The 23156-nt window shown below is 55.1% G+C and carries 30 protein-coding genes and 6 tRNA genes; 25 read left to right on the top strand and 11 right to left on the bottom strand.

Annotated features, from left to right (window positions below; translation table 11 throughout):
- Positions 1 to 108 precede the first annotated feature (108 nt).
- Positions 109 to 669, top strand: a complete 561-nt coding sequence (locus tag C7459_RS18300; protein ID WP_170119544.1) for a GNAT family N-acetyltransferase — start codon at positions 109 to 111, stop codon at positions 667 to 669.
- Between the two features lie 64 nt (positions 670 to 733).
- Here the strand turns inward: C7459_RS18300 and C7459_RS18295 are convergent, their stop codons facing one another.
- Both C7459_RS18295 and C7459_RS18290 read right to left on the bottom strand, forming a co-directional pair.
- Positions 734 to 1258 (bottom strand): NAD(P)H-dependent oxidoreductase, encoded by a 525-nt coding sequence (locus tag C7459_RS18295; protein ID WP_109690735.1) that lies wholly within the window; start codon positions 1256 to 1258, stop codon positions 734 to 736.
- Between the two features lie 106 nt (positions 1259 to 1364).
- Positions 1365 to 1616 carry a hypothetical protein gene (locus C7459_RS18290; protein WP_109690734.1) on the bottom strand — a complete coding sequence of 84 codons (252 nt, stop codon included), beginning with the start codon at positions 1614 to 1616 and terminating at the stop codon, positions 1365 to 1367.
- Positions 1617 to 1785: 169 nt separating this feature from the next.
- Between C7459_RS18290 and C7459_RS18285 the strand changes: the two genes are divergently transcribed.
- Genes C7459_RS18285 through folB form a run of 4 tightly spaced genes read left to right on the top strand, consistent with a single transcriptional unit; the run spans position 1786 to position 3603 of the window.
- Positions 1786 to 2184 (top strand): FixH family protein, encoded by a 399-nt coding sequence (locus C7459_RS18285; protein ID WP_170119543.1) that lies wholly within the window; start codon positions 1786 to 1788, stop codon positions 2182 to 2184.
- A 15-nt stretch (positions 2185 to 2199) separates the two neighbouring features.
- Entirely contained in the window at positions 2200 to 2814 is a 615-nt protein-coding gene (locus C7459_RS18280; protein ID WP_109690732.1) for an SCO family protein, read from the top strand.
- A 19-nt stretch (positions 2815 to 2833) separates the two neighbouring features.
- The gene (locus C7459_RS18275) at positions 2834 to 3178 is read left to right on the top strand and encodes a c-type cytochrome (RefSeq protein ID WP_109690731.1); all 345 of its coding nucleotides are present in this window, start codon (positions 2834 to 2836) and stop codon (positions 3176 to 3178) included.
- Between the two features lie 56 nt (positions 3179 to 3234).
- Positions 3235 to 3603: a dihydroneopterin aldolase gene (gene folB, locus C7459_RS18270; protein WP_109690730.1), complete on the top strand. Its 369-nt coding sequence runs from the start codon at positions 3235 to 3237 to the stop codon at positions 3601 to 3603.
- Positions 3604 to 3785: 182 nt separating this feature from the next.
- On the opposite strand, the gene C7459_RS18265 is transcribed toward folB, so the two are convergent.
- Positions 3786 to 4793 (bottom strand): hypothetical protein, encoded by a 1008-nt coding sequence (locus tag C7459_RS18265; protein ID WP_109690729.1) that lies wholly within the window; start codon positions 4791 to 4793, stop codon positions 3786 to 3788.
- Positions 4794 to 5031: 238 nt separating this feature from the next.
- Here C7459_RS18265 and C7459_RS18260 point away from each other — a divergent pair, with 238 nt between their 5' ends.
- Entirely contained in the window at positions 5032 to 5598 is a 567-nt protein-coding gene (locus C7459_RS18260) for a DUF502 domain-containing protein (RefSeq protein WP_109690728.1), read from the top strand.
- A gap of 90 nt (positions 5599 to 5688) precedes the next feature.
- Here the strand turns inward: C7459_RS18260 and C7459_RS18255 are convergent, their stop codons facing one another.
- Together C7459_RS18255 and C7459_RS18245 are read right to left on the bottom strand one after the other, a co-directional pair.
- Positions 5689 to 6519 carry a stalk domain-containing protein gene (locus tag C7459_RS18255; RefSeq protein ID WP_109690727.1) on the bottom strand — a complete coding sequence of 277 codons (831 nt, stop codon included), beginning with the start codon at positions 6517 to 6519 and terminating at the stop codon, positions 5689 to 5691.
- A 376-nt stretch (positions 6520 to 6895) separates the two neighbouring features.
- Positions 6896 to 9064, bottom strand: a complete 2169-nt coding sequence (locus C7459_RS18245; protein ID WP_109690725.1) for an S-layer homology domain-containing protein — start codon at positions 9062 to 9064, stop codon at positions 6896 to 6898.
- Positions 9065 to 9204: 140 nt separating this feature from the next.
- Here C7459_RS18245 and C7459_RS18240 point away from each other — a divergent pair, with 140 nt between their 5' ends.
- From C7459_RS18240 to C7459_RS18180, 13 genes are all read left to right on the top strand, one after another.
- Positions 9205 to 9969 (top strand): alpha/beta hydrolase family protein, encoded by a 765-nt coding sequence (locus C7459_RS18240; protein ID WP_109690724.1) that lies wholly within the window; start codon positions 9205 to 9207, stop codon positions 9967 to 9969.
- Positions 9970 to 10020: 51 nt separating this feature from the next.
- Positions 10021 to 10097 (top strand) — tRNA-Arg (locus C7459_RS18235).
- Position 10098: 1 nt separating this feature from the next.
- Positions 10099 to 10175: transfer RNA gene (locus C7459_RS18230), tRNA-Glu, on the top strand.
- 178 nt (positions 10176 to 10353) lie between these two features.
- A complete protein-coding gene (locus C7459_RS18225) occupies positions 10354 to 10938 on the top strand; it encodes an anthranilate synthase component II (protein ID WP_109690723.1) in 585 nt (194 codons plus the stop codon).
- A 61-nt stretch (positions 10939 to 10999) separates the two neighbouring features.
- Positions 11000 to 11455, top strand: a complete 456-nt coding sequence (locus tag C7459_RS18220; protein WP_109690722.1) for a L,D-transpeptidase — start codon at positions 11000 to 11002, stop codon at positions 11453 to 11455.
- A gap of 145 nt (positions 11456 to 11600) precedes the next feature.
- Positions 11601 to 13163 (top strand): LCP family protein, encoded by a 1563-nt coding sequence (locus C7459_RS18215; protein WP_109690721.1) that lies wholly within the window; start codon positions 11601 to 11603, stop codon positions 13161 to 13163.
- 100 nt (positions 13164 to 13263) lie between these two features.
- Entirely contained in the window at positions 13264 to 13668 is a 405-nt protein-coding gene (locus tag C7459_RS18210; RefSeq protein ID WP_109690720.1) for a hypothetical protein, read from the top strand.
- Between the two features lie 85 nt (positions 13669 to 13753).
- Positions 13754 to 15151, top strand: a complete 1398-nt coding sequence (locus C7459_RS18205) for a MurT ligase domain-containing protein (protein ID WP_109690719.1) — start codon at positions 13754 to 13756, stop codon at positions 15149 to 15151.
- Entirely contained in the window at positions 15111 to 15848 is a 738-nt protein-coding gene (locus C7459_RS18200) for a type 1 glutamine amidotransferase (RefSeq protein ID WP_109690718.1), read from the top strand. Before C7459_RS18205 ends, C7459_RS18200 begins: the two co-directional genes overlap by 41 nt.
- 147 nt (positions 15849 to 15995) lie before the next feature.
- Positions 15996 to 16072, top strand: a tRNA-Met gene (locus tag C7459_RS18195).
- A gap of 15 nt (positions 16073 to 16087) precedes the next feature.
- Positions 16088 to 16171: transfer RNA gene (locus tag C7459_RS18190), tRNA-Tyr, on the top strand.
- Position 16172: 1 nt separating this feature from the next.
- Positions 16173 to 16248: transfer RNA gene (locus C7459_RS18185), tRNA-Thr, on the top strand.
- Positions 16249 to 16270: 22 nt separating this feature from the next.
- Positions 16271 to 16361, top strand: a tRNA-Ser gene (locus C7459_RS18180).
- A gap of 44 nt (positions 16362 to 16405) precedes the next feature.
- Here the strand turns inward: C7459_RS18180 and C7459_RS18175 are convergent.
- From C7459_RS18175 to C7459_RS18155, 5 genes are all read right to left on the bottom strand, one after another.
- The gene (locus C7459_RS18175; RefSeq protein WP_109690717.1) at positions 16406 to 17674 is read right to left on the bottom strand and encodes a BaiN/RdsA family NAD(P)/FAD-dependent oxidoreductase; all 1269 of its coding nucleotides are present in this window, start codon (positions 17672 to 17674) and stop codon (positions 16406 to 16408) included.
- 91 nt (positions 17675 to 17765) lie between these two features.
- Positions 17766 to 18065: a DUF1292 domain-containing protein gene (locus C7459_RS18170; RefSeq protein WP_109690716.1), complete on the bottom strand. Its 300-nt coding sequence runs from the start codon at positions 18063 to 18065 to the stop codon at positions 17766 to 17768.
- 115 nt (positions 18066 to 18180) lie between these two features.
- Complete coding sequence (locus tag C7459_RS18165) at positions 18181 to 18540, bottom strand: YlbF/YmcA family competence regulator (RefSeq protein WP_109690715.1); 360 nt, start codon at positions 18538 to 18540, stop codon at positions 18181 to 18183.
- Between the two features lie 83 nt (positions 18541 to 18623).
- Positions 18624 to 18821 carry a hypothetical protein gene (locus tag C7459_RS18160; RefSeq protein WP_109690714.1) on the bottom strand — a complete coding sequence of 66 codons (198 nt, stop codon included), beginning with the start codon at positions 18819 to 18821 and terminating at the stop codon, positions 18624 to 18626.
- 47 nt (positions 18822 to 18868) lie between these two features.
- A complete protein-coding gene (locus tag C7459_RS18155) occupies positions 18869 to 19186 on the bottom strand; it encodes a hypothetical protein (RefSeq protein ID WP_109690713.1) in 318 nt (105 codons plus the stop codon).
- Positions 19187 to 19507: 321 nt separating this feature from the next.
- Here C7459_RS18155 and C7459_RS18150 point away from each other — a divergent pair, with 321 nt between their 5' ends.
- On the top strand, positions 19508 to 19960 hold the full coding sequence (locus tag C7459_RS18150; RefSeq protein ID WP_170119542.1) for a DUF1292 domain-containing protein: 453 nt from the start codon (positions 19508 to 19510) through the stop codon (positions 19958 to 19960).
- A 62-nt stretch (positions 19961 to 20022) separates the two neighbouring features.
- Here the strand turns inward: C7459_RS18150 and C7459_RS18145 are convergent, their stop codons facing one another.
- Entirely contained in the window at positions 20023 to 20289 is a 267-nt protein-coding gene (locus C7459_RS18145) for a DUF3055 domain-containing protein (protein WP_109690711.1), read from the bottom strand.
- Positions 20290 to 20372: 83 nt separating this feature from the next.
- Between C7459_RS18145 and C7459_RS18140 the strand changes: the two genes are divergently transcribed.
- From C7459_RS18140 to clpP, 5 genes are all read left to right on the top strand, one after another.
- Positions 20373 to 21011 carry an LON peptidase substrate-binding domain-containing protein gene (locus tag C7459_RS18140; RefSeq protein ID WP_109690710.1) on the top strand — a complete coding sequence of 213 codons (639 nt, stop codon included), beginning with the start codon at positions 20373 to 20375 and terminating at the stop codon, positions 21009 to 21011.
- A 59-nt stretch (positions 21012 to 21070) separates the two neighbouring features.
- Positions 21071 to 21337 (top strand): hypothetical protein, encoded by a 267-nt coding sequence (locus C7459_RS18135; protein WP_109690709.1) that lies wholly within the window; start codon positions 21071 to 21073, stop codon positions 21335 to 21337.
- 110 nt (positions 21338 to 21447) lie between these two features.
- Positions 21448 to 21912: an isochorismatase family protein gene (locus C7459_RS18130; protein ID WP_109690708.1), complete on the top strand. Its 465-nt coding sequence runs from the start codon at positions 21448 to 21450 to the stop codon at positions 21910 to 21912.
- 124 nt (positions 21913 to 22036) lie between these two features.
- On the top strand, positions 22037 to 22207 hold the full coding sequence (locus tag C7459_RS23470) for a hypothetical protein (RefSeq protein ID WP_170119538.1): 171 nt from the start codon (positions 22037 to 22039) through the stop codon (positions 22205 to 22207).
- A 293-nt stretch (positions 22208 to 22500) separates the two neighbouring features.
- On the top strand, positions 22501 to 23094 hold the full coding sequence (gene clpP, locus C7459_RS18125) for an ATP-dependent Clp endopeptidase proteolytic subunit ClpP (RefSeq protein WP_109690707.1): 594 nt from the start codon (positions 22501 to 22503) through the stop codon (positions 23092 to 23094).
- Positions 23095 to 23156 lie beyond the last annotated feature (62 nt).

Here is a 23156-nt window from a genome sequence, read left to right as displayed (position 1 = left end):
CAAAAAAACCTCCGCTGTTTTCTCCATGAGAGGTTCATGATACAATATCAGGAAATATGTGCCAAGTAGAAAACGGGACGAAGCATGAGGGAAGGGGTTGCAGCGGAGATGAAACTCGTCGGAGAGCGAATCTACTTGAGACCGATGGATGCCGGTGATGCAAGGGTGGTGTTGGCTTATCAAGAACGCAACCAAGCGTTTTTTGCCCAATTCGAACCGACCATGCCGGATCGCAGTCTGAACATCGCGCAGATCATGGCGCAATTGGAGCGTGGACGACACGCGCAGGAGCGGGGGGAAGCGTATCCGTTTGGCGTGTTCTTGCTAGAGACGGACGAGTTGGTGGGTCGGATTGCCTTGAACTTCGTCACACGGGGGCCGCGCCAGAGTGCGATGATCGGGTACACGCTAGATCAAGCGCACAATGGACAGGGATATGGCAGCGAGGCGGCGCGGTTGTGTGTGAAGTTTGGATTTGAGCACCTCGACCTGCACCGCATCGAAGCCGGGATCATGCCGATCAACATCGGGTCCAAGCGCGTGGTGGAGAAGTGCGGATTCACGTTTGAAGGGATCATGCGCAAAAGCCTGCTGGTCGAAGGCCGGTGGGAAGACCTTGAAAGCTGGGCGATCCTCGATGAGGATTGGGCCGCCCGCACCGGACGGTAAGCAGCGCCCGCAAGCGAAAAAAACCACCGTTGGCGTGTGCCACGGTGGTTTTTTCCAATCGATCCTAGTATTCGCCGAGGATGTGTGCGGCATAACGCTTCGCACTGTCTTCGATCTGTTCATCGGTGACGGCCATCAGCCCGCTGAAGGAGAAGATCGGGAGGTAACGCGCGCCGATCAGGTTCGCGGTTGCTTGGAGCGGACGGAGCAGTTCGGACAGCGTGTACTGGTTGTAACCGCCAGCTTGGTACGCTTCCGCCGGGCCGCCGGTGGAGATCGCGACGACGAAGTCCTTGCCGTTCAACTTGTTGCCTTCCGAACCATACGCGAAGCCGTATTGGAGCACATCATCCTGCCACTTTTTCAAAAGCGACGGGGTGCTGTACCAGTACAGCGGGAATTGCAAAACGATGCGGTCATGGTCGAGCAACAATTGTTGCTCACGAGCGACGTCGATCGCGCCGTCCGGGTAGACTTGGTAGAGATTGTGGACGGTTACATTTTCGTGGGCTTCCAGTTCTTGTGCCCAACGTTGGTTGACGCGGGAACCTTCAAAGTTCGGATGTGCGACGAGTACGAGTACTTTCACAGAAATTCACGACCTTTCACAATGTATGCTTCTAGGTTGCAGTATAACTGTGAATGTCGCTCTAAGAAAGTATCCACTATAAAGTTGGTAAGTACCCAAAAGGGTACTATTGGTGTCGCGATCTGTACACGAAGTAGCGGACGAAGTGTCCAACGGTGTACGTGCCGGTCGCCAGCACGAGGATGAAGCCGATAAATCCGATCAACAACGTCAGCACGCCATTGAAGAATTGCGCGATAAACATCGTGATCGCCAAGGCGATCGCGATCGTCAGCGTCTTGATCAATTGCCGACCCGCCCAGTACAATTCCTCCGCGGCGCGGTTCGGGAAGTTAGGTAACGTTTTTTCTTTCGCCATGACTGCACTCCTCATCATTGCTTGTTCTGTTGCTTATTCTACCATAGGAACAGGTTCGACAGGAGATGACAAATTGGTGAAGTTGGCACGCAGGTATAGGAGAGTTGCGCGGGGAAGAGTATGATGAGAGTAGTAGAATGGTTCAGGCATCTGAGGAGGAATGTACAGCATGAAACGTATGCTTTTGCTGGCTCCTGCGTTGGCGTTGGCTTTGATGGGGTGCAGCAGCACCAAGACGGAGCCCCTGCCGGCCAAGCCATCCGTGCCCGTGATCGTGTTCAAGACCAATCCGGAGCCGATGCTCGTAAACCAAGCGGGCGATCTGACCGCCACTGTGATGGTGAACAGCGATCCGGTTAAAAAGGCCACTGTCGAGTTCGAGATCTGGGAAGAGGGGAACAACACCCCGCATGAAACGATCCCAGCACAAGGTGATGACAAAGGCCATTACACAGTTCATAAGTCGTTTGCGAAGGCAACCACCTACCAGGTGACCATCCATACGACCACCGAGGAGATTCACACGATGCCAACGATGAACTTTACAGTCGTCGAGGCTGCGCACTAGAGGAGGACAACCAGAATGAAACAAGCACGACGCAAACGAATTCGCTTACTCGGCCCGCTGATCCTGTTCCTCCTCGCGATCGCAAGTGGGTCGTGGTGGTACTGGCATTCGGAGAACCAAAAACTCCCGGTGATGCTGCCCGCACCGAACTTCACGTTGCAGAACATCGACGGTGGGAACACGACATTCCATGACGAGCAGGGCAAGGTGCGGTTGGTGGAGTTTTTCTTTGCCAACTGTCCAGATATCTGCCCGTTGACCACCGCGAACATGGCGCACATCCAGGATCAATTGAAGCAGAAAAACGAGTTTGGCAAGGACGTCGAGTTCGTCTCGATCTCGTTTGACCCGGAGCGAGATACCAACGAGGTCTTGAAGCAATACGCGGATCGGCTGCACATGGATCGCAGTGGGTGGAAAGTCTTGCGCGGCACGCCAGAGCAGACGGCACAAGTGGCCGATCAGTTTGGCGTCTATCTGGAAAAGCAAGCGGATGGGACGTTTGTCCACTCGACGCGTTCCCTGTACTTGGTCGATCGCAACAACCAGATTCGCAAGGTCTACCAGATGGGCAATGAGATGCCGACAGATGAGGTCTACAACGACATTCTGAAATTGGTGCGCGAATAGCTAGAGAGGGTGGGAGCTTATGCCGCAGATCGGGAGAGGACGGCAGCTCGGGAAGTTGGCGCTGCTGCTGGTCGGGTGTTCCGTCGTGCTCAGCGGGTGTTGGGTGGCAGACTTGTGCAAGCCAGACCCGCAGTTCAGCCAAACGGACGTACACAGCATCTACAAACAAAACTGTGCCGGTTGTCACGGCGAGCAGTTGCAGGGCGTGTCTGGTCCAGCCTTGACTCAAGCCGGTGCCAAGTACAACGCGGTCGAGCTTGAGAAGATCATTCTCGAAGGCAGCCAAGGGATGCCAGGATTCAAAGACAAGCTGTCAGATCCGCAAGTCGTGCGGCTGGTCAGCTTGTTGGCCAATGAGAAGTGAGGACGGTATAGCCAGCTAGTGGTTGCGCGCACTCTAACCGGGAAGGGGTGTGCGAGATGGACAAAATCTACGTAAACGGCATGGTGTTTTACGGCTACCACGGGGTATATCCAGAGGAGCAGAAACTGGGGCAGCGCTTTTATGCAGATGTCGTGCTGCACGCCTCCTTGCAAGCGGCGGGGCGGACGGATGATCTGAAGTTGACGACCAACTACGGCACGGTCTATCAGGAGATTGCCAAGATCATGACCGGTGAGCCCGTGAAGTTGATCGAGACATTGGCGGAGCGCATCGCGATGAAAATCTTCGCAGACTTTCCGCTGGTCGAAGCGGTGCAAGTGCGGATCACGAAACCGAGCGCTCCGATTCCCGGTGAGTTGCAGTCGGCGGCCGTGGAGATCTTCCGCGAGCGGGATGGCAAGTGATGAAGAATAGCTGGAAAAAAGGACGCGTCCCTAGAGGGATGCGTCCTTTTTGGCATGTCATTCGCATCCATCGAGGGGGATGCGTCCTTTTTGAATGTCGTTCGCACCCTTGGGTTACCGGGCTTTGCAGTTGCTTATGTACAGAGGAGGAACCGCATCACGCGGTTCCTCCAGTTGGTGTCTTACTGGGCTTTGAGGACGAAGTAGATGTTTTGGATCGACGAGTTGCCCGCTTGGATCGCGGAGGTGATGCGTTGTTGCATGTCCGGTGCGAGCGTTTGGGTGGAGGAAGTGCCCACGCTCGGCAGGTTGTTGCGGTTTTGGGTGTTGTTGGTGGTATTGTTGTTCGTCCCAAAAGTGCCCATGCCACGGTTGCCAGTGCCGAGGGTGCCGTTGCCTGTGGTACTGTCGATGCTGGTTACACGACCTGAGTTGGAGGTGTTGTAGGAACCATTGTTGGTGCCGGACGTGGTGCCACCGTAGGTGTTGGTGGAACCAGCGCCAGTCCCAAAGGTGGAACCATAGAACGTGTTCCCCGTCGAGTTTGCGCCAGTACCGTAAGTACCTACGCCGGAAGTCGTGGAGCCTGTACCGGAAGTGCCCACGCCGGAAGTCGTGGAACCTGTGCCGTAAGTGCCCACGCCAGAAGTGGAGCCTTTACCAGAGGTAGCACCCATACCCGTACCTTGCGTACCTGCAGTCCCGCCAGTACCTGTGCCAGTGTTGCCTTTCCCCGTTGTGGAGCCTGCGTTGAGCAGGACGTAGGCCGTATTGCCCGTCACGAGGACGGAGGTGGTCCCCACACCCGGAATTGCGTTCACGCGGCTTTCCAAGGTGCGGTCACTGCGCAGGTTCGCGCCGTGGGTCAGACCAGGCAGACCCAATTGGTTCGCTGACGAAGTACCGATTCTGTCGCCTGTGTTATTGAGCGTATTCGCTCCACGGTTGCCGATTTGACCCATCTTGTTCATCGTGTTGCGACCCGCGTTCCCCGCGTTGTGCAGCGCATTGGTGCCGGCATTCCCAGCATTGTGTAGCGCGTTGGTGCCCGCGTTCCCCGCGTTATGCACGGCGTTGGTACCTGCTCTACCCGCGTTCCCTGCTGCATTGTTGCCGGTGTTGTTGCCACAGCCTGCGAGCAACGTCGTCGTCGCCAACATAATACATGCCATGCGAAGTGCGTTTTTCATAGTAGGAGTCCCCCTAAGAATCGTATAGAAAAAACAACACGTGCTTACTCTTTCCGCCACTAAGTTTCGATATGCCAGCATCGCATTGCCAGATTGTCACACCTGAGAGATTCGACGGACTCCTCTCCCAACTCGTGACAGAACGCGGCATGCGCAAGGAAACGCGAGTAGTAAGAAAAAAGGCTCTGATGCACCCTAAGGGTAGCAGAGCCTTTTTTCATGAAATGAGGTGGACGGGATGAAGCGGGCGTGGAAGATCTTACAAGACGGAATTCTGATCCTCACACCCTTTGTGTTGACGATCTATGTGGGTCTATTTATCTTGGAATTCATAAACAAAGTCGGCAAGGACCTCCTCGGCTTGACACGCTGGGGGGACATGCGTGGAGCAGGTTTGCTGGTCATGTTGGGCCTGATCGTGGTGGTCGGGTTGCTTTGGCAGAGTCAAAAGGTGCGTCATGCACTGGGCATCTTGGAGCAAAAGATGATGAGCATTCGATCGCTCAACAGCTTTTACCGCATCGTCAAGGAACTGACCCGCACGGCGATTGGCAGAAAACAGCCGTTCTCACGCGTCGTGCTCGTCAATCGACCCAACGGGGAGAAGCAACTCGGACTTCTGACCACCGAGGACCTCACAGCACTCGAACTGCCAGAATCGCTTGTCACCGTCTTCTTGCCGCTGGGCATGCAACTGGGCGGGCATCTCGTGCTCATACCCAAGGAGCTTCTGGAGCCGGTTGACATGACGGTAGAAGCCGCTTTGCGTTTCTGTTTTACAGGCGGGGTATCCATAAAAGAGTAGACCAGATGCCCAAACTCAGGGTCCCGTGCGGTGTTGAGGGAGCAAAAAACACCTCAACCCGTAACGGTGAGGTGTTTGCATGAGGCCAACCTACTCGAGGGCTCCAGAGTTTTGCAGGAGCTCGATGAGGCCGTGGTTTTGGTGGTGGCGGGCGATCTGCAAAGCGGTGATGCCAGCGGTTGATTTGAGGTTCGGGTTCGCCCCGCGACCGAGCAGCATCGTGGACAGTTCGAGGTCGCCATCGTCCACAGCCATCATCAGAGCGGAGTACCCAGGGGTGTCTTGGGCGTTGATGTTGGCTCCGTTGTCGAGCAAGAGGGTGATCACATCGCTGTGCCCAGACAGCGCGGCGGCGGTCAACGGAGTGCCACCGCGGATCGGGTTGCGATAGTTCGGATTGGCGCCGAGGGAGATCATCTTGTCAACGAGGTCGACGTGACCCCGGAGCGAGGAGAGGAACAATTGGTAGTCGAGCGAGTAGATTTCCACCGTTTTCGTCACCTCGGTCCACGTGACAGCAGCCCGCATCGATTCGCTGACGAAGCGCAGAGGGACCATCGTGCGACCGTTGATGATTTCGGGCGCCTGATCGAGCCCGACGCGGACTTCGTTCACGGCCGCTTCCGGGTAGCCGACTTTCAAGACGACGGAGATCAACCCCTTGGTCGTATAGCGCATCACCGAGACAGTCTGGGTTTCATCGCTCCACGTGACCGTGGCTCCGAGTGTTTCTAACAAACTCCGGACGGGGACCATCGTGCGTCCATTCAGGACGACTGGCGGTTGGTCAAAGGTTTGCAACTGATCGTCAACTTTCACGGTGATCGCAGGTGTGGCGTCGACAGCCGCATGGGCATGAGCAGGATAGACAGATGGAACAAGCAACAGGGCGGCGAGGACGATTGCACCTAGACGTTTCAACAGATTACCTCCCGGGTCGGAAACAGATTCTATAGATCAAGTATAATTTGATTTCCATAGATCGTCAAAAACTTGTGCAACAACGCGACAGCATGAATCACCCAGACCACCACACCAACTCCAGAAGTGATGGCTTTTTTCACAAATTACCATTCGTCTGGATCGATTTGAAAAAAAGACGTTGAGGGCTCGCCCTCAGCGTCTTTTTTTCTCCTCATCCATCAGTTTGCGAACTTGATCCTTGGGGTCCCAGCAATCAAACTTGTACGTCGGCTGCGTCTCGTACTGGAGACGGGAGCAACGGGTGACGGTGCCTGTTGGAGACTTTAGGATCGTGTAGTGACGGCAGGTGGCGCAACAGTGAAAGCGGCTCATGTTAGTTGGAGAAATTCAAGGCTTTCAGCAGTTGGTAGAGCATGTCGGCTGCCATCGCGCGATCCGATGCAACGGTCGGTGAGAAGGAGTTGATCGTCATGCCGATCAGGATGTTTTGGTTGACGCACAAGGCCACTGCGTCTGTCGCGTAGCTTGCCACTTCCGCACGACGCTCCAACTTGCTCATCGCGGTTCCCTTTGCCCCTTCGGTCAGTGCTGGGAGGGTTGGGTTGGCGTATTTTAGTGCGCGAGCCACCATCATCGACATGTCTTGCGCTGTGATTTTGTCCTCTGGTGCGAAACGACCATCTCCCATCCCACTGATCAAGTTCGAGCGGTAGGCGGTCTCGACGTAGTTCATGTACCAACTGTCTTTGGCCACATCAGTGAAGGTCGGTGCCGCGCCGAGTTGGGATTTGTCCTTGAGGCCCAGCGTCTTGACGAGCATCGTCGCGAACTGTGCGCGGGTGACCGTCTCATTCGGGTGGAAGGTGCCGTCCTCGAAGCCGCTGATCACCATCTTGGAAGCCAGCGTTTCAATCGATCGCTTGGCGTAGTGAGTCGTGGAGACATCAGGGAAATGCAGTTCCTTTTTCACGATTCCGAATGTGCCAGTGCCTTGGTAGTGGAAGGTCACGCCATAGGACTGGTCGCTGTTGGCTTTGAACGATGTGGGAATGGGGGTAGTGGTGAATTTGTCGGTCAGGCGCACACCCGCCAGCGTGGTGAGGTCGACGAACGAGTCCTTGCTGAACGGTGTGGTCAAGCTGAGATAGCCATGTGTTTCGGTCAGCGTGCTGAGCGTTTTGGATTGCTTGTCGAGCAGGCGCACGTCGAGCAGGAGCGGGATCATCTCTTGATCGGACGGTTTGACTTTGGCGGTCTGTCCGAGTTCGACTTGCACGGTGGAGTCTGCGAGGAAGACCCCGGAATTTTTCGCCAGTTCCTTCATTTCTGCGACCGACAGGGTGACAGAACCGAGGCCCGATTCCACGCGCAGGGTGGAATCGTTGGAGCGAGAGGAAACTTTTTCCAAAACGGAACCTGGCACGTTGAGCAGCATCCGGCCTTGATTGACCTCTACTTTGGCGAGCAGGTTGTAAGCCGTAGATTTGCGGGTGAGATCGAACAGCAGATCATCGGTTTTCATCGTGACGGTGGTCGTCGGGATGTCGGCCGTCAGATCGCTGGTCAGGGTCAGTTTGTCCGGTTTGATGAACAGAATGCTACCATCGAGGTAGTAGGTCTGTGTATCGGAACGCGGGGAGTCCTCCGAAGAGTTCAGGCCAGTGCCAAGCGCTTGCAGGCGGATGTAGTAGTTGCCGTCCACTTTGATCAGAGCGCTCAGGTCGTAGCTGACCGTGTCTTTGGACGCTTGAGCGAACCCGACGATGGTGTCGTTATCCGCGTTGTAGATGGAGATGCGGTAGCCGTTGTTGTTCGGCACGTTCGCCCACGTGGCGATGCGTTCATCAGACAGCGCAGGCGTGTGCGGGGTTGCCAAGCGTGAAAACGAGAGCGACATCGCCGTCGAGGCCGGAGACTCGCCAGAATCGGTCATCTGCGAGTTGCCTTTGGCGATGACTTTGTAGTAGTACACGCCTGTGCCAGGCACGATCCCGGTCAAATCGAGTTGGTTGACATCCTTGGGCAAGAGCTGGGAGGTGACCAACGTGTTGCTAGGCGAATGGTAGAGGTTGACGAGATAGCCGTTGTTCAACACGTTGTCCCATTTCGCGAACCCTTTCGCATCTAATGACGGCGTGGAGGGCGGAGAGAGCGAGATCGAGGACGAGACCGTCAGGCGGTTGGACGCCGTCGATTGCGGGGAGTCCAGCGTGTTGAGGTTGTCGCCACGGGTGGTAACTTTGACAAAATAGGTGCCGTTCAACGTGATCAATCCGTCCAATTTGAGCGAAGAGCTGTTGGTCGGAGCGTTGAACGCGCCAATGATTGCATTGGTAGCGGCATCGTAGACGTAGACGAGATAGCCGTTGTTGTTAACCACCGGGAGCCAGAGCACGCTGCGGTCCGGGTTGAGTTGGACGTTCAACGGCGCTGTCAGTTGTTGGACAGCAGCAGAGGCCGGAGCCGGAATGGCGAGGGGAACGACAGTGCTGCCAAGCAGCACAGCAGCAGTAAGCAGAGCCGTACATTTCCGATTGTTCATATGGGTTGCGATTCCTCCAAATCCTTTTCTGCCCACATTCGACACCAAGCAGGTGAAATCCTCCGAGTTCCACGCGAAGAGCGTTTTTTTGGTATAATGAGGGCACTGAGCAATGATCTGGAAAGAGGAGGTATGTACCCATGCAACAAGCCATCACGTTGACGTACAACGGCATGACGATGCGCGGGATGGAACACATCCCGGAACGTGCTGCTGGTGAGCAAGTGCCCGCGGTGATTCTCTACCACGGATTTACGGGACACAAGCTGGAGCCGCACCGCTTCTTTCTAAAAATTTGTCGTGCGCTGGAAGCGATCGGCTGTGCCTGCTACCGATTTGACTTCCTCGGCAGCGGCGAGAGCGATGGCGATTTCGAGGACATGACGGTCAGTGGAGAGATTGCACAGGCCCATGCGATTCTCGACCATGTGCGCCAAGACCCGCGCATCGATCCATCGCGCATCACGTTGCTTGGCATGAGCATGGGCGGTCTCGTCGCGTCGCTCGTCGCTGGGGATCGCCCGGACGACCTCCACGACCTCGTGCTGCTCTGTCCTGCGGGCAGCATGTACGACCTGATGGGGCCGATGATCGATCTGCACCTCTCCAACCCAGAGCTGCAAGTGCTCGATTATGGCGGCAACTTGATCGGTCGGCCGTTTGGCGAGGATGTTCGGTCGATGAACGTCTATGACCGCGCCCAAAAATACAACAAGCAAGTGCTGCTCGTACATGGCACCGCAGACGTGACCGTTCCGTTCGAGGTTTCCAAGCGCTATATTGAGACTTGTTATGGCGAACGTGCCACCTTGCATCCGGTGGAAGGGGCCGACCACACGTTCAATAAGTTTGAATGGGAGCGCGAAGCGATCGACACGATCGTCAGCCGTTTGAAGCAAGCCTGAAAAAGGGCTTGCTTTATTTCTGCCCAGTTGTTATATTAGATCTCGTTGCTCGTGCCCTTAGCTCAGCTGGATAGAGCGTTTGACTACGAATCAAAAGGCCGGGAGTTCGAATCTCTCAGGGCACGCCACGGCGCGTTGGAGAAGCGGCTTAACTCATCGCCCTTTCAAGGCGACATTCACGGGTTCGAATCCCGTACGCGTCACCACACGAGCAGGATTTGAAAAAGAAGCTACTTCTCATGAGAAGTAGCTTCTTTTTTTATACTTCTCTTGCATATGAATGAATTGTCGAGAGCTGTCGGTTCTTGACTCATAAACGAATCGTGGATATATTGAAGAGAGTAAAAATTAGGAATATTTTCTAACAGGGGGTACGGGGAGAAGATGATCGTCGTATTGGACAACTATGACGGGTTTACGTTTCATCTGGTGCAATTTTTGAAGGATTTGGGCGGGATGGTGTTTCTCTCGCGCAATGACCAGTTGACGATTGCGGAGATTGAACAACTGAACCCGACACATCTAGTGCTGACACCAGGGATGGGAACTCCTGCGGAAGCGGGCATCGGCGTGGAAGTCGTTCGACACTTTGCGGGCCGCGTGCCGATCCTCGGACTGGGACTTGGCTGCGAGATCATTGGACATGCATTTGGGGCACAGTTGGTGCAACCGCAACAGATGGAAATGAGCGGCGAGTACCAGATCTCTCACCGTGGTGATCGGGTCTTCTCGGGGATCGTGACACCGTTTGCGGCCCAGCGTCGGCATGTGGCACAGTTTGACCGCGCCTCGCTACCCGAGCAACTCACCGTCATCGCGGAGTCGCAAACGGGCGAAGTGATCGGTGTGCGCCACCGCCAACATGACGTGATCGGCTTGCAAATTCACCCGGAGGCTGTCACAGCTGAGGGTTCTGTGAAAAAAATGATCTACAACTTTGTAACCAAAACCGCACCTGTCTACGTCTAAGTCGTGGGCGGATAAAACCGGGACCGACCGGGAACGCTGTCCGCAAGAGGTGATCCAACCGATGCGGCTTACCAGTGGACTCTTGGCCGGTCTCTTCTCATTGGCAATCCTAACGTCCTATCCGTCATTGAGCAATAGTTACATCGTGATCGATAAATCGGACAATTCCTTGACCTATTATGCGCACAACATCAAAGTCAAGACCTTCTCGGTCGCCACCGGACGCACCGATCAGGACACTCCGAACGGAGTCTACCCGGTCGTGATGCTGGTGAAAAATCCGTGGTATCTCAAAAAAAACATCCCTGGCGGAACGCCTGAGAATCCACTTGGCGTGCGCTGGATTGGCTTGGAGGTGCCAGGTACAGATGGGTCGATCTACGGCATCCACGGCACCAACGAGCCTGACTCGATCGGCAAGCATGCATCGAGCGGTTGTGTGCGCATGCACAATGCGGACGTCACATGGCTGTACGAGCATGTACACGTCGGCACCATTGTGGAAATCGTGGAGTAAAACGTGCTCCGGCTTGGTGCGGAGCACGTTTTTTGTAGCCAAGTTCTCCAAATCGTAACACGTTGGACTCACAAATTATGATATAATTGCCTACAGTTTTTCTCTATGAAAATCACGATGTAGCCTATTGAAAAGAGTTGATAGAATGGAAAGCCGCAAGGATCGTCACAACCGTGTCAAACGTCCGCCGGCGGGTCCTCCGGGATCGGGAGGGCAGAAGCCGCGGTTCTGGAAAACCAAGAAATTTAAATGGGTGATGATCGGCCTGCTGGCCGTTCTGCTGGTCGTGATCGGGATCTATGCATACGCGATTGGAAATTTCGTGAACAACATTCAAAAGCCCAAAGACTTCTCACAAGCGCCTGTTCAAGCGGAAGTGTGGTCGGGCACAGAGCCAGTCAACATCGTGTTGCTGGGCGTCGACAACCGCAACAACGACCCACACCCGCGCGCAGATTCGATCCTCGTGATCAACGTAGACCCCAAGACCAAGAAAGCCAAGGTCATGTCGGTCATGCGCGACACGTGGTACAACATCCCAGGCTATGACTTTGAGAAGATCAACGCCGCCAATGCGCTAGGTGGCCCTGATCTGCAGTTGAAGACCTTGCGTGACTTCCTGCAGATTCCGATCCATTATTATGTGAAGACCGACTTCCAAGGTTTCATTAAAATTGTCGATGCCTTAGGCGGTGTCGACATCGATGTTGAGAAAGACCTGAACTACGCGGATGATGGCGTATACGACATCCATTTAAAAAAAGGCTTCCAGCATGTTGATGGCACACATGCGCTGCAGTATGTGCGTTTCCGCTATGACGAACTCGGCGACTACAACCGCACGATGCGCCAACGGAAATTCCTGCAGGCGGTTGCCGATCAGATGACCTCGGCTACGGGGATCATCAAACTGCCGAAAGTCTTGTCTGAAGTGGAACCTTATATCGAAACCAACATGACGTCGTCCGATATGCTCAAGCTGGGCCAACTGATGCTGAGCGTGGATCGCAACGATATTCAGCAGATGCAAGTCCCACCACGTGAGACGTCGAAGGACGGCTATGCAGGCGGCGGTCAGATGGTCATCTTGCCAGACGTCTATGAAACGCAAAAGAAAGTCTACGAATTCCTCAGCCTCGACACGACGAAGCTGACCAAAAATACCAAGACCCAACCTCAGGAATACTACGACCCGAATCCGGTCGTCCCCGCCAACCCGCGCGTGGAGCCGGACAAGCCGGAACCGAAACCTCCCGTCGATCCGACGAAGCAGGGGACGGGTGGCACGACACCGGGCACAGGTGGAACCACGCCGGGGACGGGTACAGATCCGGGTGGCACGACGACTCCCGGTACTGGTGGTACCAAACCAGGCGGTACCGGTGGCACCGGAGGTACAACGGGTGGTGGCACAGGCGGTACCGGCGGCACGACTGGCGGTGGCACAGGCGGAACGACCGGTGGAGGAACTGGCGGAACGACCGGTGGCGGCACGGGCGGAACGACCGGTGGTGGCACAGGCGGAACGACCGGTGGTGGCACAGGCGGAACGACCGGTGGTGGCACAGGCGGCACGACCGGTGGCGGCACAGGAGGCACGACTGGCGGTGGTGGTTCTGGTGGAGGCACCACGCCGGGCACGGGCACGACGCCAACCCCTGGCACGGGCGGTGGCGTACCGACCCCTGCTCCGGTCACGACACCTTAGCAAAGACTTCGCTCGCGATTGCGGGCGAAGTCTTTTTTGTCATATCGGGCAAGCCTGACGTCATAAACCCTATCCATAAGGTCGAAGGGGGATGGGTGACATGGACGATCTGCTGATGTTTTTAGGAATTATGTCCGCACTATCCGCTTCTGCGGAGACGATGACGACCCAGATGCGCCGCCGATTCAACCTCTTCAAACTCGAACATAAAAAGGAAATTGAAGAGTTGGAAGAGGCTCTGCATACGAAAAAGCTCGGCAAGATGCACGCGAACATCCACCTGCTGTGTGGGCTGAACGGAGCGTTGCTCGCCGCGCTTGGCAACATCCACCCGCTGTCGATGTTGCGCTTGGAGCCGCTGTGGTCCAATCTGCAGCCATGGCTTGCCAGCAGCATCGATTTTGCCGTCGCAGGCGTGCTCGTGGCGTATGGAGGACCGTGGTTCCATGAAGTGCTCGGAATCTTGCGTGAATACAAAAAAAGTTTGCGAGGGGCGACGACCTAGTCCCCTCGCTTCTTTTTTTTTCGGGGAACTAGGTGTATCATGGGGTGAAGTAATCACTAGAAATGAATGCTAGGAGGAATCGCTTTTGTCTAGTTGGCGGTTTCGCGCAGCCGTCTTGGCTGCGAAATCAATCAAGCGCATACTGACATTGACTGGGCGCAAAGGCACGACGCTGCCAGGGAATATCGCGTTGCGGATCTGCCCGGATCTGCTCGCCAACTATGGAAACCTGCTCGGCGAACGCATCGTCTTCGTCACAGGAACCAATGGCAAGACCACGACGAGCAACCTGCTCGTCAACTTCCTGCGCTCCGATGGGCGCGAAGTGATCTCGAACTCGCTTGGAGCCAACTTGATCGCGGGGATCGCCACCACCCTGATCGAAGGTGTGGTGCCACGTCATGCGCATCAACAGGCGGCCGTCTTGGAAGTCGATGAAGCGACGATCGGCAACGTCATCGTCCCGCTGCGACCGAAGGCCGTGCTGGTCACGAACTTTTTCCGCGACCAGATGGACCGGTACGGCGAACTCGACACCGTCGTCGAGATGGTGGGAAGCGCGTTGCAAAAAACGCCGTCCTCGACCACCGTCATCCTCAATGCGGACGATCCGCTCGTCACCTCGATCGCCCCGGATGACAAAAACATCGTCTACTTTGGCATCGAATCCAGCCAGTTCGATTCGGAGGACCACGCCGAAGTGCGCGACGGCAAATTCTGTCGCAAGTGTGGGGGCAACCTGCACTACACGCTCTACCACTATGGCCAGCTCGGGTTCTATCGTTGCCCGTCCTGCGACTTCGCTCGCCCAGAACCAACGCTCGCGGCGGAGCATGTGCGCCTGCACGAGGAGGGCATCGCCTTCGAAGTTGGCAAAGTGACCGGCTTCATCAACTCGCCGGCTGTCTACAACGTCTACAACGCACTCGCTGCCATCACCGCCTCGACCGTTTTTGGCGTGCAGGATGAAGTGCTGGTGAGTGAGATGAGCTATATGAAGACCCAGCTCGGACGCATGGAGCGCCTGTACTCTGGCGCGGGGCGTGAACTGATGTTGACCTTGGTCAAGAACCCGACCGGCTTCAACGAAGTGCTCAAAGTTGTCGAGCATGAGCGCAATCCAGTCGAATTGGTGATCATCCTCAACGACCGCTATGCGGACGGCACTGACGTCTCGTGGATTTGGGACACCAACATCGAGCGTCTGCAACAGGTCGCAGACCTGCGTCGCATCTACTGCTGCGGCACGCGGGCAGAGGACTTTGCGATCCGTTTGAAGTACGCTGACCTCGATCAGATCACGGAGTTGGTCGAAGGCGATGTTGCTTGTGTGGACACCGCGCTGCGCCAACTGCCGCCGGGTCACATGCTCTACATCCTCTCGACGTACACCTCGCTCTACGCGGTGCGCGATCATCTGTTGGAACAAGGGGGTAGCGAAGTTGCAGCTCAAAATCGGGCATCTGTATCCGGATCTGCTTGACCTCTACAGCGATCGGGGCAACGTGATCATCCTGCAAAAACGCGCCCAGTGGCGCGGTCTCGATGTGACGGTCGACCAGATTAGCGTCGGGCACGAACCTCGCCTCGCGGACTACGACATCCTCGTCATGGGCGGCGGCATGGACCGTGAGCAAGGCATCGTGGCCAAAGACCTGCAAAAGCGCAGCGCCAACATCCGGGAAGCGGCTGACGGCGGGACGGTGATCCTCGCGATCTGCGGTGGCTACCAATTGCTCGGACACTCCTTTGAAACCAGCACGGGGCAACGCATCCCAGGGCTTGGTATCCTCGACATCCATACGGTCGGCGCGAAAATGCGGATGGTCGGCAACGTTGTGGGTGAGATGGAGATCGATGGGATCAAGCACAACCTGATCGGCTACGAGAACCACTCTGGCAAGACGTTCCTCGGCCCTGACGTCCAGCCGATGATGCGCGTCGTCAAAGGCTATGGCAACAGTGGGGAGGACAAGTTCGAAGGCGTTCGCCAAGGGTCCGTTTTTGGCACCTATCTGCACGGGCCGCTTTTGGCGAAAAACCCGTTCCTCGCCGATCACTTGGTCGAGTTGGCGTTGCGCCGTCGCGATCTGTCGGTGCAACTGGAGCAGCTCAACGACGATCTGGAGTGCAGCACCAATGAAAAGTTGTACAAGCGACTTGTCGAAGCGAAATCGTGAAAAAACACAAGCAAGAACCAGACTGTTCACGTCTGGTTCTTTTTTTGCGGGAATTTGTCCGAAAATAGGGTTGCAAAGATCGCGGGGGGATGATAATATAGGTTCTGTCGTCAGCGACACGCACTACTCTTCAAGAAAACACATCGTGGCGGTGTAGCTCAGCTGGCTAGAGCATTCGGTTCATACCCGGAGGGTCGGGGGTTCGAATCCCTCCGCCGCTACCACAATTTCATATCTATGGAGAGGTACCAAAGTGGCCAAATGGGGCGGACTGTAAATCCGTTGCGTAAGCTTCGAAGGTTCGAATCCTTCTCTCTCCACCATGCCGCTTTAGCTCAGTTGGTAGAGCGATTCACTCGTAATGAATAGGTCATCGGTTCGATTCCGGTAAGCGGCACCAGTTTTATCTTTTGTATCTTCATGGAGTGGTGGCCGAGCTGGCCGAAGGCGCTCCCCTGCTAAGGGAGTATACTGGTAACAGTATCGAGGGTTCGAATCCCTCCCCCTCCGCCATATGAAAAAGGCAAGTCTCATCTGAGACTTGCCTTTTTGCATTCTCATACCTGAACGGTTTGTTCGGCTGCGTTCTTGCCCGCCACAAATCCCGTGGAAAAAGCGACGGTGATGTTGAAACCACCGGTATACCCATGCAGATCGAGCACCTCGCCTGCGAAGTACAGACCGGGCATCAACTTCGATTCCATCGTGGCCGGGGTGATCTCCTTCAGGTGGACGCCGCCGCCGGTGATGAACGCTTCCTCGATCGAGAGCGTGCCCGTCGCGCGGATTGGGAACGCCTTCAGCAGATCGGCGAGCTGGGTGATGTTTTTCTTGGGCAGGTTGGCGTAGGTGACGTCCTCCCGCAGTTCGGAGCGTTCGAGGAAGAGTGGGAGCAACCGTTCCGGGATATAGCCTTTGATCACGTTTTTAAAGGCCTTTTTCGGTTCGTTCGCAGCGAGTTTCCAGATCTCGTCCTGCACGTCGTCCCGCGTCTTGTCCGGGAAGAAATCGAGTTGCATCAGCACATCCTTCGCTCCAGTTTTTTTCTGCTCCTTCACGACGAACTGCGAGCAGCGGAGCACGGCGGGACCGGAGAGACCGAAGTGCGTGAAGATCATGTCGCCTTCGTGCTCGATGACTTTCTTGCCCTTGGCGTTCCAGACGGAGAGTACGATGTTGCGCAGTGACAACCCTTGCAAGGAACGGTCGCGGATGAACGGTTCGTTCGAGGTGATCGGCACCTCGGTCGGGTACAGGTCGGTGATCGTGTGTCCGGCTGCTTGCGCCCATGCATAGCCATCGCCTGTGGAGCCGGTCTTGGGCACCGATTTGCCGCCGACGGCGATGACCACCGCGCCGGCATCGATCACTTGTCCTGACTTCAACTTCACACCCGCGACACGCCCGTTCACATAGCGCACATGGTCGACAGGGGACTGCGTGCGCAGTTCGATGTCATGTGCCGCGATCTTGCGCAGGAGGGCGTCGAGGACCGATTTGGCCTTGTCGGTGACGGGGAACATGCGGCCGCGGTCTTCCTCCTTGAGTTTGATGCCGAGATCTTCAAAAAAGTCGATGATGTCGCGGTTGTTGAACACGGAGAACGGGCCGTGCATGAAGCGGCCGTTGCCGGGGATGTGCTTGATCAATTCGTCGATCTCCTTGGCGTTGGTCACGTTGCAGCGACCACCGCCGGAGATCAACAGCTTGCGGCCCAGTTTGTCGCCCTTTTCCAGCAGCAACACGTTCGCCCCGAGCATCCCTGCTGAGATCGCCGCCATCAGTCCCGACGTGCCACCGCCAATTACAACTACGTCATAATGCATAACGAGTACCTCCATACCGAGTGCTTTTCATTCAAAAAGCCACGAGTTCGCATGCGAACCCGTGGCTTAGCGTTTTACGAGAGCGAAACAATTACTCCTGCGCGTCTGCGAGCTTTTCGTAAGCGGCAACGACTTTTTGCCATTCTTCATCGTCTTCGATGTCGACGAGGTATTCGCCGTTTTCATCTTCGCCGATCTTCATGATCACGCCGTCTTCGTCTTCGCCGTCAGCAGGTACCATGATTGCGTAACGCTCGTTGGAAACATTCATCTCTTCAACGATGATGAACTCGCGTTCCTTGCCTTCTGCATCGGTAAGAGTTACGACTTCCTCTTCGTGATCGTGGTCGCAGTTCTCGTCGTGGATATGTACATTGTTGTTGTCAGACATGGGAAATATCCCTCGCTTCCTAGTTCTGGTTGAAATCTCCGTCAATCATAGCATGGCACGTTTGGGCGCGTCAAATGCAGGAAGTTCTCGGAAACTCAACAAAAAACGGCGGGAATTACTCCGCCGCTTTTTCCGTAATCGTCGACGCGATCAAATCGGTGACAGACTTCAACAGCTCGTCAACCTGTTTCATCGCGACTTTGTAGGCTTGCACTTCCGGATACTGATCCAAGTCCTTCGCCAGCGCCTCGATGTCCTGACGCAACCCATCGAGGTGCGCACCCGTGCCGTGCTCAGCGAGTTTGTCGTACTGCCATTGCATCTCGCGGAACTTCACCGTCTTGGCGGCGATCTCCGTGTTCTCCTGCATGGCGCGCTCGGCAGCTTTATAGTGGAGGACTTCAGGCGATTCCAGAATCAGGTGTCCCAATTCAAACGCCTGTGCCCAGATCTCATTGCGGTCGAGTGTGGTCATCTGTGACCCTCCTCATCAAAAGTTTCCAGTCCAGTATAACACAAAATCCACACCGTCGAGGTGTGGATTCCATTGTTCACAGATTAGTGCTTGTATTGGTGCTTCGCGTTGTAGTGCTTGAACTTCTCATCGCGCTTGTTGTCGTAGAGCTCGGTGATGAACCCGATCGCGATGCCTGCCACGAGCGACAACCCGAACAGGAGGTACGACTTCGTGATCACGCTGGCGACGACAAGTGCGAAGACGATCGTGTAGAAAAAGTAACGGTTTTGGATCGACATCGAACTTCCCCCTTCCGTCTATACCTCCTCATTATAACGCGAATTTTCTAGATCGGGTAGTAGGGATACTCTCCCGGTTCCGTATCGGTGTTGTTCAAAAAGCCCCACGACTCGACCACGCCCGCCGGCCAGTGCCGATCGTCCGCATGGGCCAAGGGACTCGCGCTCTCCGCTGGCGTCGATGGGATGTAGAGTCCTTCTAGCACGTACTTCGCCGTCTCCAGACAGCGGCGCGCGTTGCCGAGCGAGTCGGGGAGGCTGGGGTCATCGAGGTAAAACATCGCGGAGTTGATGAGGCTGCGCGTCGCCTGTTCGACTTCACCTGCTTTTTGCTGGTAGCGTTGCAAATGTTGTTGCGGGTGCATGGGGATTCCTCCTCTTCATGATTCTTCCCTAGTTTCTACAGGGAAGTTCAAAAGATATTCACTTGACTTGGAGGGCTCATGATATTTATGCTTAGTGGGAACTAGTATGTGTAGGAAGGGGGCGTGGATTCTCATGATCGGAATGCTCGCTACGATCGCCGGTATGTTTGGCCTCCTGTTCATGTGTGCTTCTATCACCAAGGAGAACACGGAAAAGGCTGTTGCCAAGCAACACGAGTCCTGGGAAAACTAATCCCATACAAACAGACCACAGCAGGGCGATCCGTCCTGCTGTTTCTGTATAGCAGGAGGGTGACTTCATTGTCCCAGCAGAAGTTTCGGTTTGGCAAAGGCAAGGAGTATGCGTTTTTCAACGAGCACGTACACCTGCTGTTGATCGACTTCGAACGCGATAACAAAAAGGAACTGTTTCTGATCGCGGAGCAAGAAGCGGACGGTACGTACATATTGGACTACCCGGGGGAATTGTTCACGGAGCAGTTGCACGAGCTGACGGGCTCGATTTTCTTTGTTCAAGTGCAGGAGGAGGAGCGCGAGGGCAAGTACGTACTCGGCGCGTATTTCACCTGTGAGCGCAAGACCTACGCGCTGTACTACGACCGCGAGCACCCGGAGAGCGGGGAGATGGTGTTTTTCCGCGCCAACTCGACGGGCACCGGGACCTACGATTTGGAGAACATCACCGACCAAGAGGAGTACCAGACGGTCGTCGAGTTCATCATGGAGCGCTACGGTCAATTCTTGCAGGCGTAACAAAAAAGCATGTCATGCTCCCGACTGGGGGCGCTGACATGCTTTTTTGTGTACACGCGGGTTTACAGGTTGGTGTACAGGAAGTTGCGCAGTTCGATCGTCTGGTCTTCATCCTCGAGACCGAACGTGCGGCCGAGCAGGTAGAGCTTGTCATCTTCGAGATCGTCGTTCCCGAGGATGCCTACTCTGTTCGTCTGCAGGCAGACTACAAGCGACTTGCCGTAGAAGTGCTGGGTTTTGGTGATCGCCAGGTCCCAACGGTGGTCGCCGACAAACCCGACGAAGCGGGTTTGAGTATCTTCGGTTTGATCGTACATGTTAATCAACATCGGTTATCATCCTCCACCTTCATGATACACCATGATACAATGAGAGGAAAGGCACGGCATAGGGAGAGGAGGGGGAAGGGCGCATGGCGACGTATTCCTTGCAGTTGTTTCCGTTGCAGACTGTATTATATCCACATTGCATATTACCGTTGCACATCTTCGAGCCGCGATACCGCACGATGATCAAGATGTGCCTTGAACATCACGTTCCGTTTGGCATCGTGCAAGTTGCCAATGGGCAACTGGAACTCGAAGGGGAGCACCCGCGCAACTACGAGGTCGGGACAATTGCGAAGATTACCAACGTGATCGAATTCGACGACGGTCGGATGTTCATCAACACATACGGCGGCAATCGGTTTCGGGTTTTGGAGAGCGCCTATGATGAGGATGTCCTGACTGCGCGGGTGGAGACCTACTCCGATGAGGCCGCCTCCCCAACTGGGTTGCTCGAGGTGCGCGACGAAGTGATGCGCGAGTTTTTGAAATACTGGCAACTGTTGGAGTGTGTGATGAACCGTGACCTCGGCAAGTTGGAGCTGCCAGACGACGCGATGGTGCTGTCGTTCCTGATCCCGTCGGTGTTGCATGTGCAGCCAGAACTCAAGCAGGCGCTGTTGCAAAAACGCACCACCCGCGAGCGTTTGGAGCTGATCTACGAACTGCTTGGCGAAGAGATTGAGAAGCTGCGAGATCTGATGCGTGACGGACGAGAGAAGTAACTTGTGCTATAATAGTGCAGGATCAACCGGGACACGATACTTAGCAGGAGGGTTTCTCAATGGCAGATAACAACGCGCAACGCATGGAGAAATTGATCGAGACGTTGGATGAATACATCGCCCAAGCCAAAGCGGGCATGAACAAGAACCACAAGCAGATCGAGGACATGCGTACCGACCTGACTGCACGCGGTTTTGGCGAAGCGCTGGAGGAGATCGAAGGCGTGATTGAGATTACCGGCCATCATGGACAAGCGCTGGGACGCCTGACGATGGCGGGCATGGTGCGCGGTGAATTGCTGAAGATCTTGGAACTGAGCAAATAACGTCAAAGTTCCGTCATACTTAGTAGAAGTTCTGTAATTTACAACACGTTGTGACTCTGTTAGGATAAACAGTGAACTTATACGTTACGTTGGAAAGGTGAGATCCGACAATGAAAAAGGCCTTGATCATTACCGATATACAGTCTGACTTCCTTGGCAACATGGATTACATATATCCGTTGTGCCAGAAGTATCTGGACAACTCCGCGAAGGACTATGACCTCGTCATCCTCACGCACTGGAAGCACGTGGAGAACGAAAACGAAAACACCCTGTTGCTCAAGTCCCCGAATGCCAAAGTAGTGGAGAAGCGCGGCTACTCCGCGTTCACCGACGAAGTCAAGCAACTGCTCGCAGACAACAAAATCGAGCTGGTACACCTCGGCGGGATCGACTCCGACATGGCGGTCATGGCAACCATGTACAACCTGCTCGACGCTGGCTACTTGGTTCAAGTCTTGGAGCCGCTGCTGGCTTCCTACGCGACCCGCAACTGGGAAACGACCACGATCATGAAATTCGTACTCGGCGACGAGAACGTCCTCAACCTCGGCAGCGGCCGCGTTTGGGTGTAGACCTTTTTGGCAAAAAAAAACCTGTTAGGCCCACGGGCCGGACAGGTTTTTTCTGTTAGGAGTAGGGATTCGGCAGTCGGAGACAATACTCACAAGACTTCTGTGAAGGGATGAGGTGAGATTCTTGTCAATGCCGTCTTGGGTCTATTGGGCAGGGTTGTACGACAGCAAGTTTGAAGCGTACTGTGCGGTGATGTGGGTGGAGGGTGACAAGCGGATCTACGGCAAGACACCGCCGCAGGAAGTGGAACTGTACCGCACGAACCGCGGGAAGTTCGGCGTGCGTTTTAAGTAGCGAGAAATCGGACATAGTGATAGACGTGTCAAAAGCCACTTGTTGCCTCGACAAGGGGCTTTTGTTTGGAGTAAAGTAAAAGGGTACCTACATAGGATAGAAGTATTCTCGGTGGTATGACAGCGCAGGAGGACGAGATTGGTCAAGAAAGGTCAGGGTAATTTCTTGAAAAAGTGTAGGAAGCGTCACAGTTGACCTTTTTTGACTTTGACTGACTTTGACCTTTTCGTGAGCGCTGAGTATACTGAAAGTACGAAATTTCAATACCGATTTGGAAAAGGGAGGTAGTCTTCATGAATCTAGTACCGATGGTCGTAGAACAAACATCTCGTGGTGAGCGTTCGTATGATATTTACTCCCGTCTGTTGAAGGATCGCATCATCTTCCTCGGCAGCGAGATCGATGATATGGTCGCGAACTCGATCGTGGCGCAGCTCCTGTTCCTCGCGGCAGAGGACCCGGAGAAGGACATCCATCTCTACATCAACTCGCCAGGTGGCTCGATCACAGCAGGGATGGCAATCTATGACACCATGCAATGGATCAAGCCGGACGTCTCCACGATCTGCATCGGCATGGCGGCCTCGATGGGCGCGTTCTTGCTGACGTCGGGTGCACCGGGCAAGCGCTATGCGCTTCCGAATGCAGAAGTGATGATTCACCAACCGCTCGGCGGCGCACGCGGCCAAGCGTCTGACATCGAGATCCAAGCACGCCGCATCATCAAGATGCGCGATAACCTCAACAAGATCCTCGCGGAACGCACCGGTCAACCGATCGAAGTCATCGAGCGCGACACCGACCGTGACAACTTCATGGAAGCGGAAGACGCGAAAAAGTACGGCTTGATCGACAAAGTCATCGAGAACGTTGCAGATGTGAAGTAACATATGACAAGGAGGCGGAGGGGGAGTGATCCCCTGACGCCTTTTTTCGTTGAGAGGAAGAT

This window comes from Tumebacillus permanentifrigoris (genome assembly GCF_003148565.1).
In the GTDB taxonomy this organism is placed as follows: Bacteria; Bacillota; Bacilli; order Tumebacillales; family Tumebacillaceae; genus Tumebacillus; species Tumebacillus permanentifrigoris.
The sequence above is the reverse complement of the archived record's forward strand: the minus strand, read 5'-3'. Positions and strand labels throughout refer to the sequence as shown.

What these genes read in the sequence shown, in the direction of transcription:
- C7459_RS18170 (WP_109690716.1), bottom strand. Translation starts at nt 18,065, where the DNA reads ATGTCTGACAACAACAATGTACATATCCACGACGAGAACTGCGACCAC.
- C7459_RS18210 (WP_109690720.1), top strand. Translation starts at nt 13,264, where the DNA reads ATGGACGATCTGCTGATGTTTTTAGGAATTATGTCCGCACTATCCGCT.
- C7459_RS18225 (WP_109690723.1), top strand. Translation starts at nt 10,354, where the DNA reads ATGATCGTCGTATTGGACAACTATGACGGGTTTACGTTTCATCTGGTG.
- C7459_RS18275 (WP_109690731.1), top strand. Translation starts at nt 2,834, where the DNA reads ATGCCGCAGATCGGGAGAGGACGGCAGCTCGGGAAGTTGGCGCTGCTG.
- C7459_RS18285 (WP_170119543.1), top strand. Translation starts at nt 1,786, where the DNA reads ATGAAACGTATGCTTTTGCTGGCTCCTGCGTTGGCGTTGGCTTTGATG.
- C7459_RS18260 (WP_109690728.1), top strand. Translation starts at nt 5,032, where the DNA reads ATGAAGCGGGCGTGGAAGATCTTACAAGACGGAATTCTGATCCTCACA.
- C7459_RS18265 (WP_109690729.1), bottom strand. Translation starts at nt 4,793, where the DNA reads ATGAAAAACGCACTTCGCATGGCATGTATTATGTTGGCGACGACGACG.
- C7459_RS18160 (WP_109690714.1), bottom strand. Translation starts at nt 18,821, where the DNA reads ATGTCGATCCAAAACCGTTACTTTTTCTACACGATCGTCTTCGCACTT.
- C7459_RS18145 (WP_109690711.1), bottom strand. Translation starts at nt 20,289, where the DNA reads ATGTTGATTAACATGTACGATCAAACCGAAGATACTCAAACCCGCTTC.
- C7459_RS18140 (WP_109690710.1), top strand. Translation starts at nt 20,373, where the DNA reads ATGGCGACGTATTCCTTGCAGTTGTTTCCGTTGCAGACTGTATTATAT.
- C7459_RS18130 (WP_109690708.1), top strand. Translation starts at nt 21,448, where the DNA reads ATGAAAAAGGCCTTGATCATTACCGATATACAGTCTGACTTCCTTGGC.
- C7459_RS18240 (WP_109690724.1), top strand. Translation starts at nt 9,205, where the DNA reads ATGCAACAAGCCATCACGTTGACGTACAACGGCATGACGATGCGCGGG.
- folB (WP_109690730.1), top strand. Translation starts at nt 3,235, where the DNA reads ATGGACAAAATCTACGTAAACGGCATGGTGTTTTACGGCTACCACGGG.
- C7459_RS18220 (WP_109690722.1), top strand. Translation starts at nt 11,000, where the DNA reads ATGCGGCTTACCAGTGGACTCTTGGCCGGTCTCTTCTCATTGGCAATC.
- C7459_RS18215 (WP_109690721.1), top strand. Translation starts at nt 11,601, where the DNA reads ATGGAAAGCCGCAAGGATCGTCACAACCGTGTCAAACGTCCGCCGGCG.
- C7459_RS18135 (WP_109690709.1), top strand. Translation starts at nt 21,071, where the DNA reads ATGGCAGATAACAACGCGCAACGCATGGAGAAATTGATCGAGACGTTG.
- C7459_RS18155 (WP_109690713.1), bottom strand. Translation starts at nt 19,186, where the DNA reads ATGCACCCGCAACAACATTTGCAACGCTACCAGCAAAAAGCAGGTGAA.
- C7459_RS18165 (WP_109690715.1), bottom strand. Translation starts at nt 18,540, where the DNA reads ATGACCACACTCGACCGCAATGAGATCTGGGCACAGGCGTTTGAATTG.
- C7459_RS18175 (WP_109690717.1), bottom strand. Translation starts at nt 17,674, where the DNA reads ATGCATTATGACGTAGTTGTAATTGGCGGTGGCACGTCGGGACTGATG.
- C7459_RS18290 (WP_109690734.1), bottom strand. Translation starts at nt 1,616, where the DNA reads ATGGCGAAAGAAAAAACGTTACCTAACTTCCCGAACCGCGCCGCGGAG.
- C7459_RS18245 (WP_109690725.1), bottom strand. Translation starts at nt 9,064, where the DNA reads ATGAACAATCGGAAATGTACGGCTCTGCTTACTGCTGCTGTGCTGCTT.
- C7459_RS18280 (WP_109690732.1), top strand. Translation starts at nt 2,200, where the DNA reads ATGAAACAAGCACGACGCAAACGAATTCGCTTACTCGGCCCGCTGATC.
- clpP (WP_109690707.1), top strand. Translation starts at nt 22,501, where the DNA reads ATGAATCTAGTACCGATGGTCGTAGAACAAACATCTCGTGGTGAGCGT.
- C7459_RS18300 (WP_170119544.1), top strand. Translation starts at nt 109, where the DNA reads ATGAAACTCGTCGGAGAGCGAATCTACTTGAGACCGATGGATGCCGGT.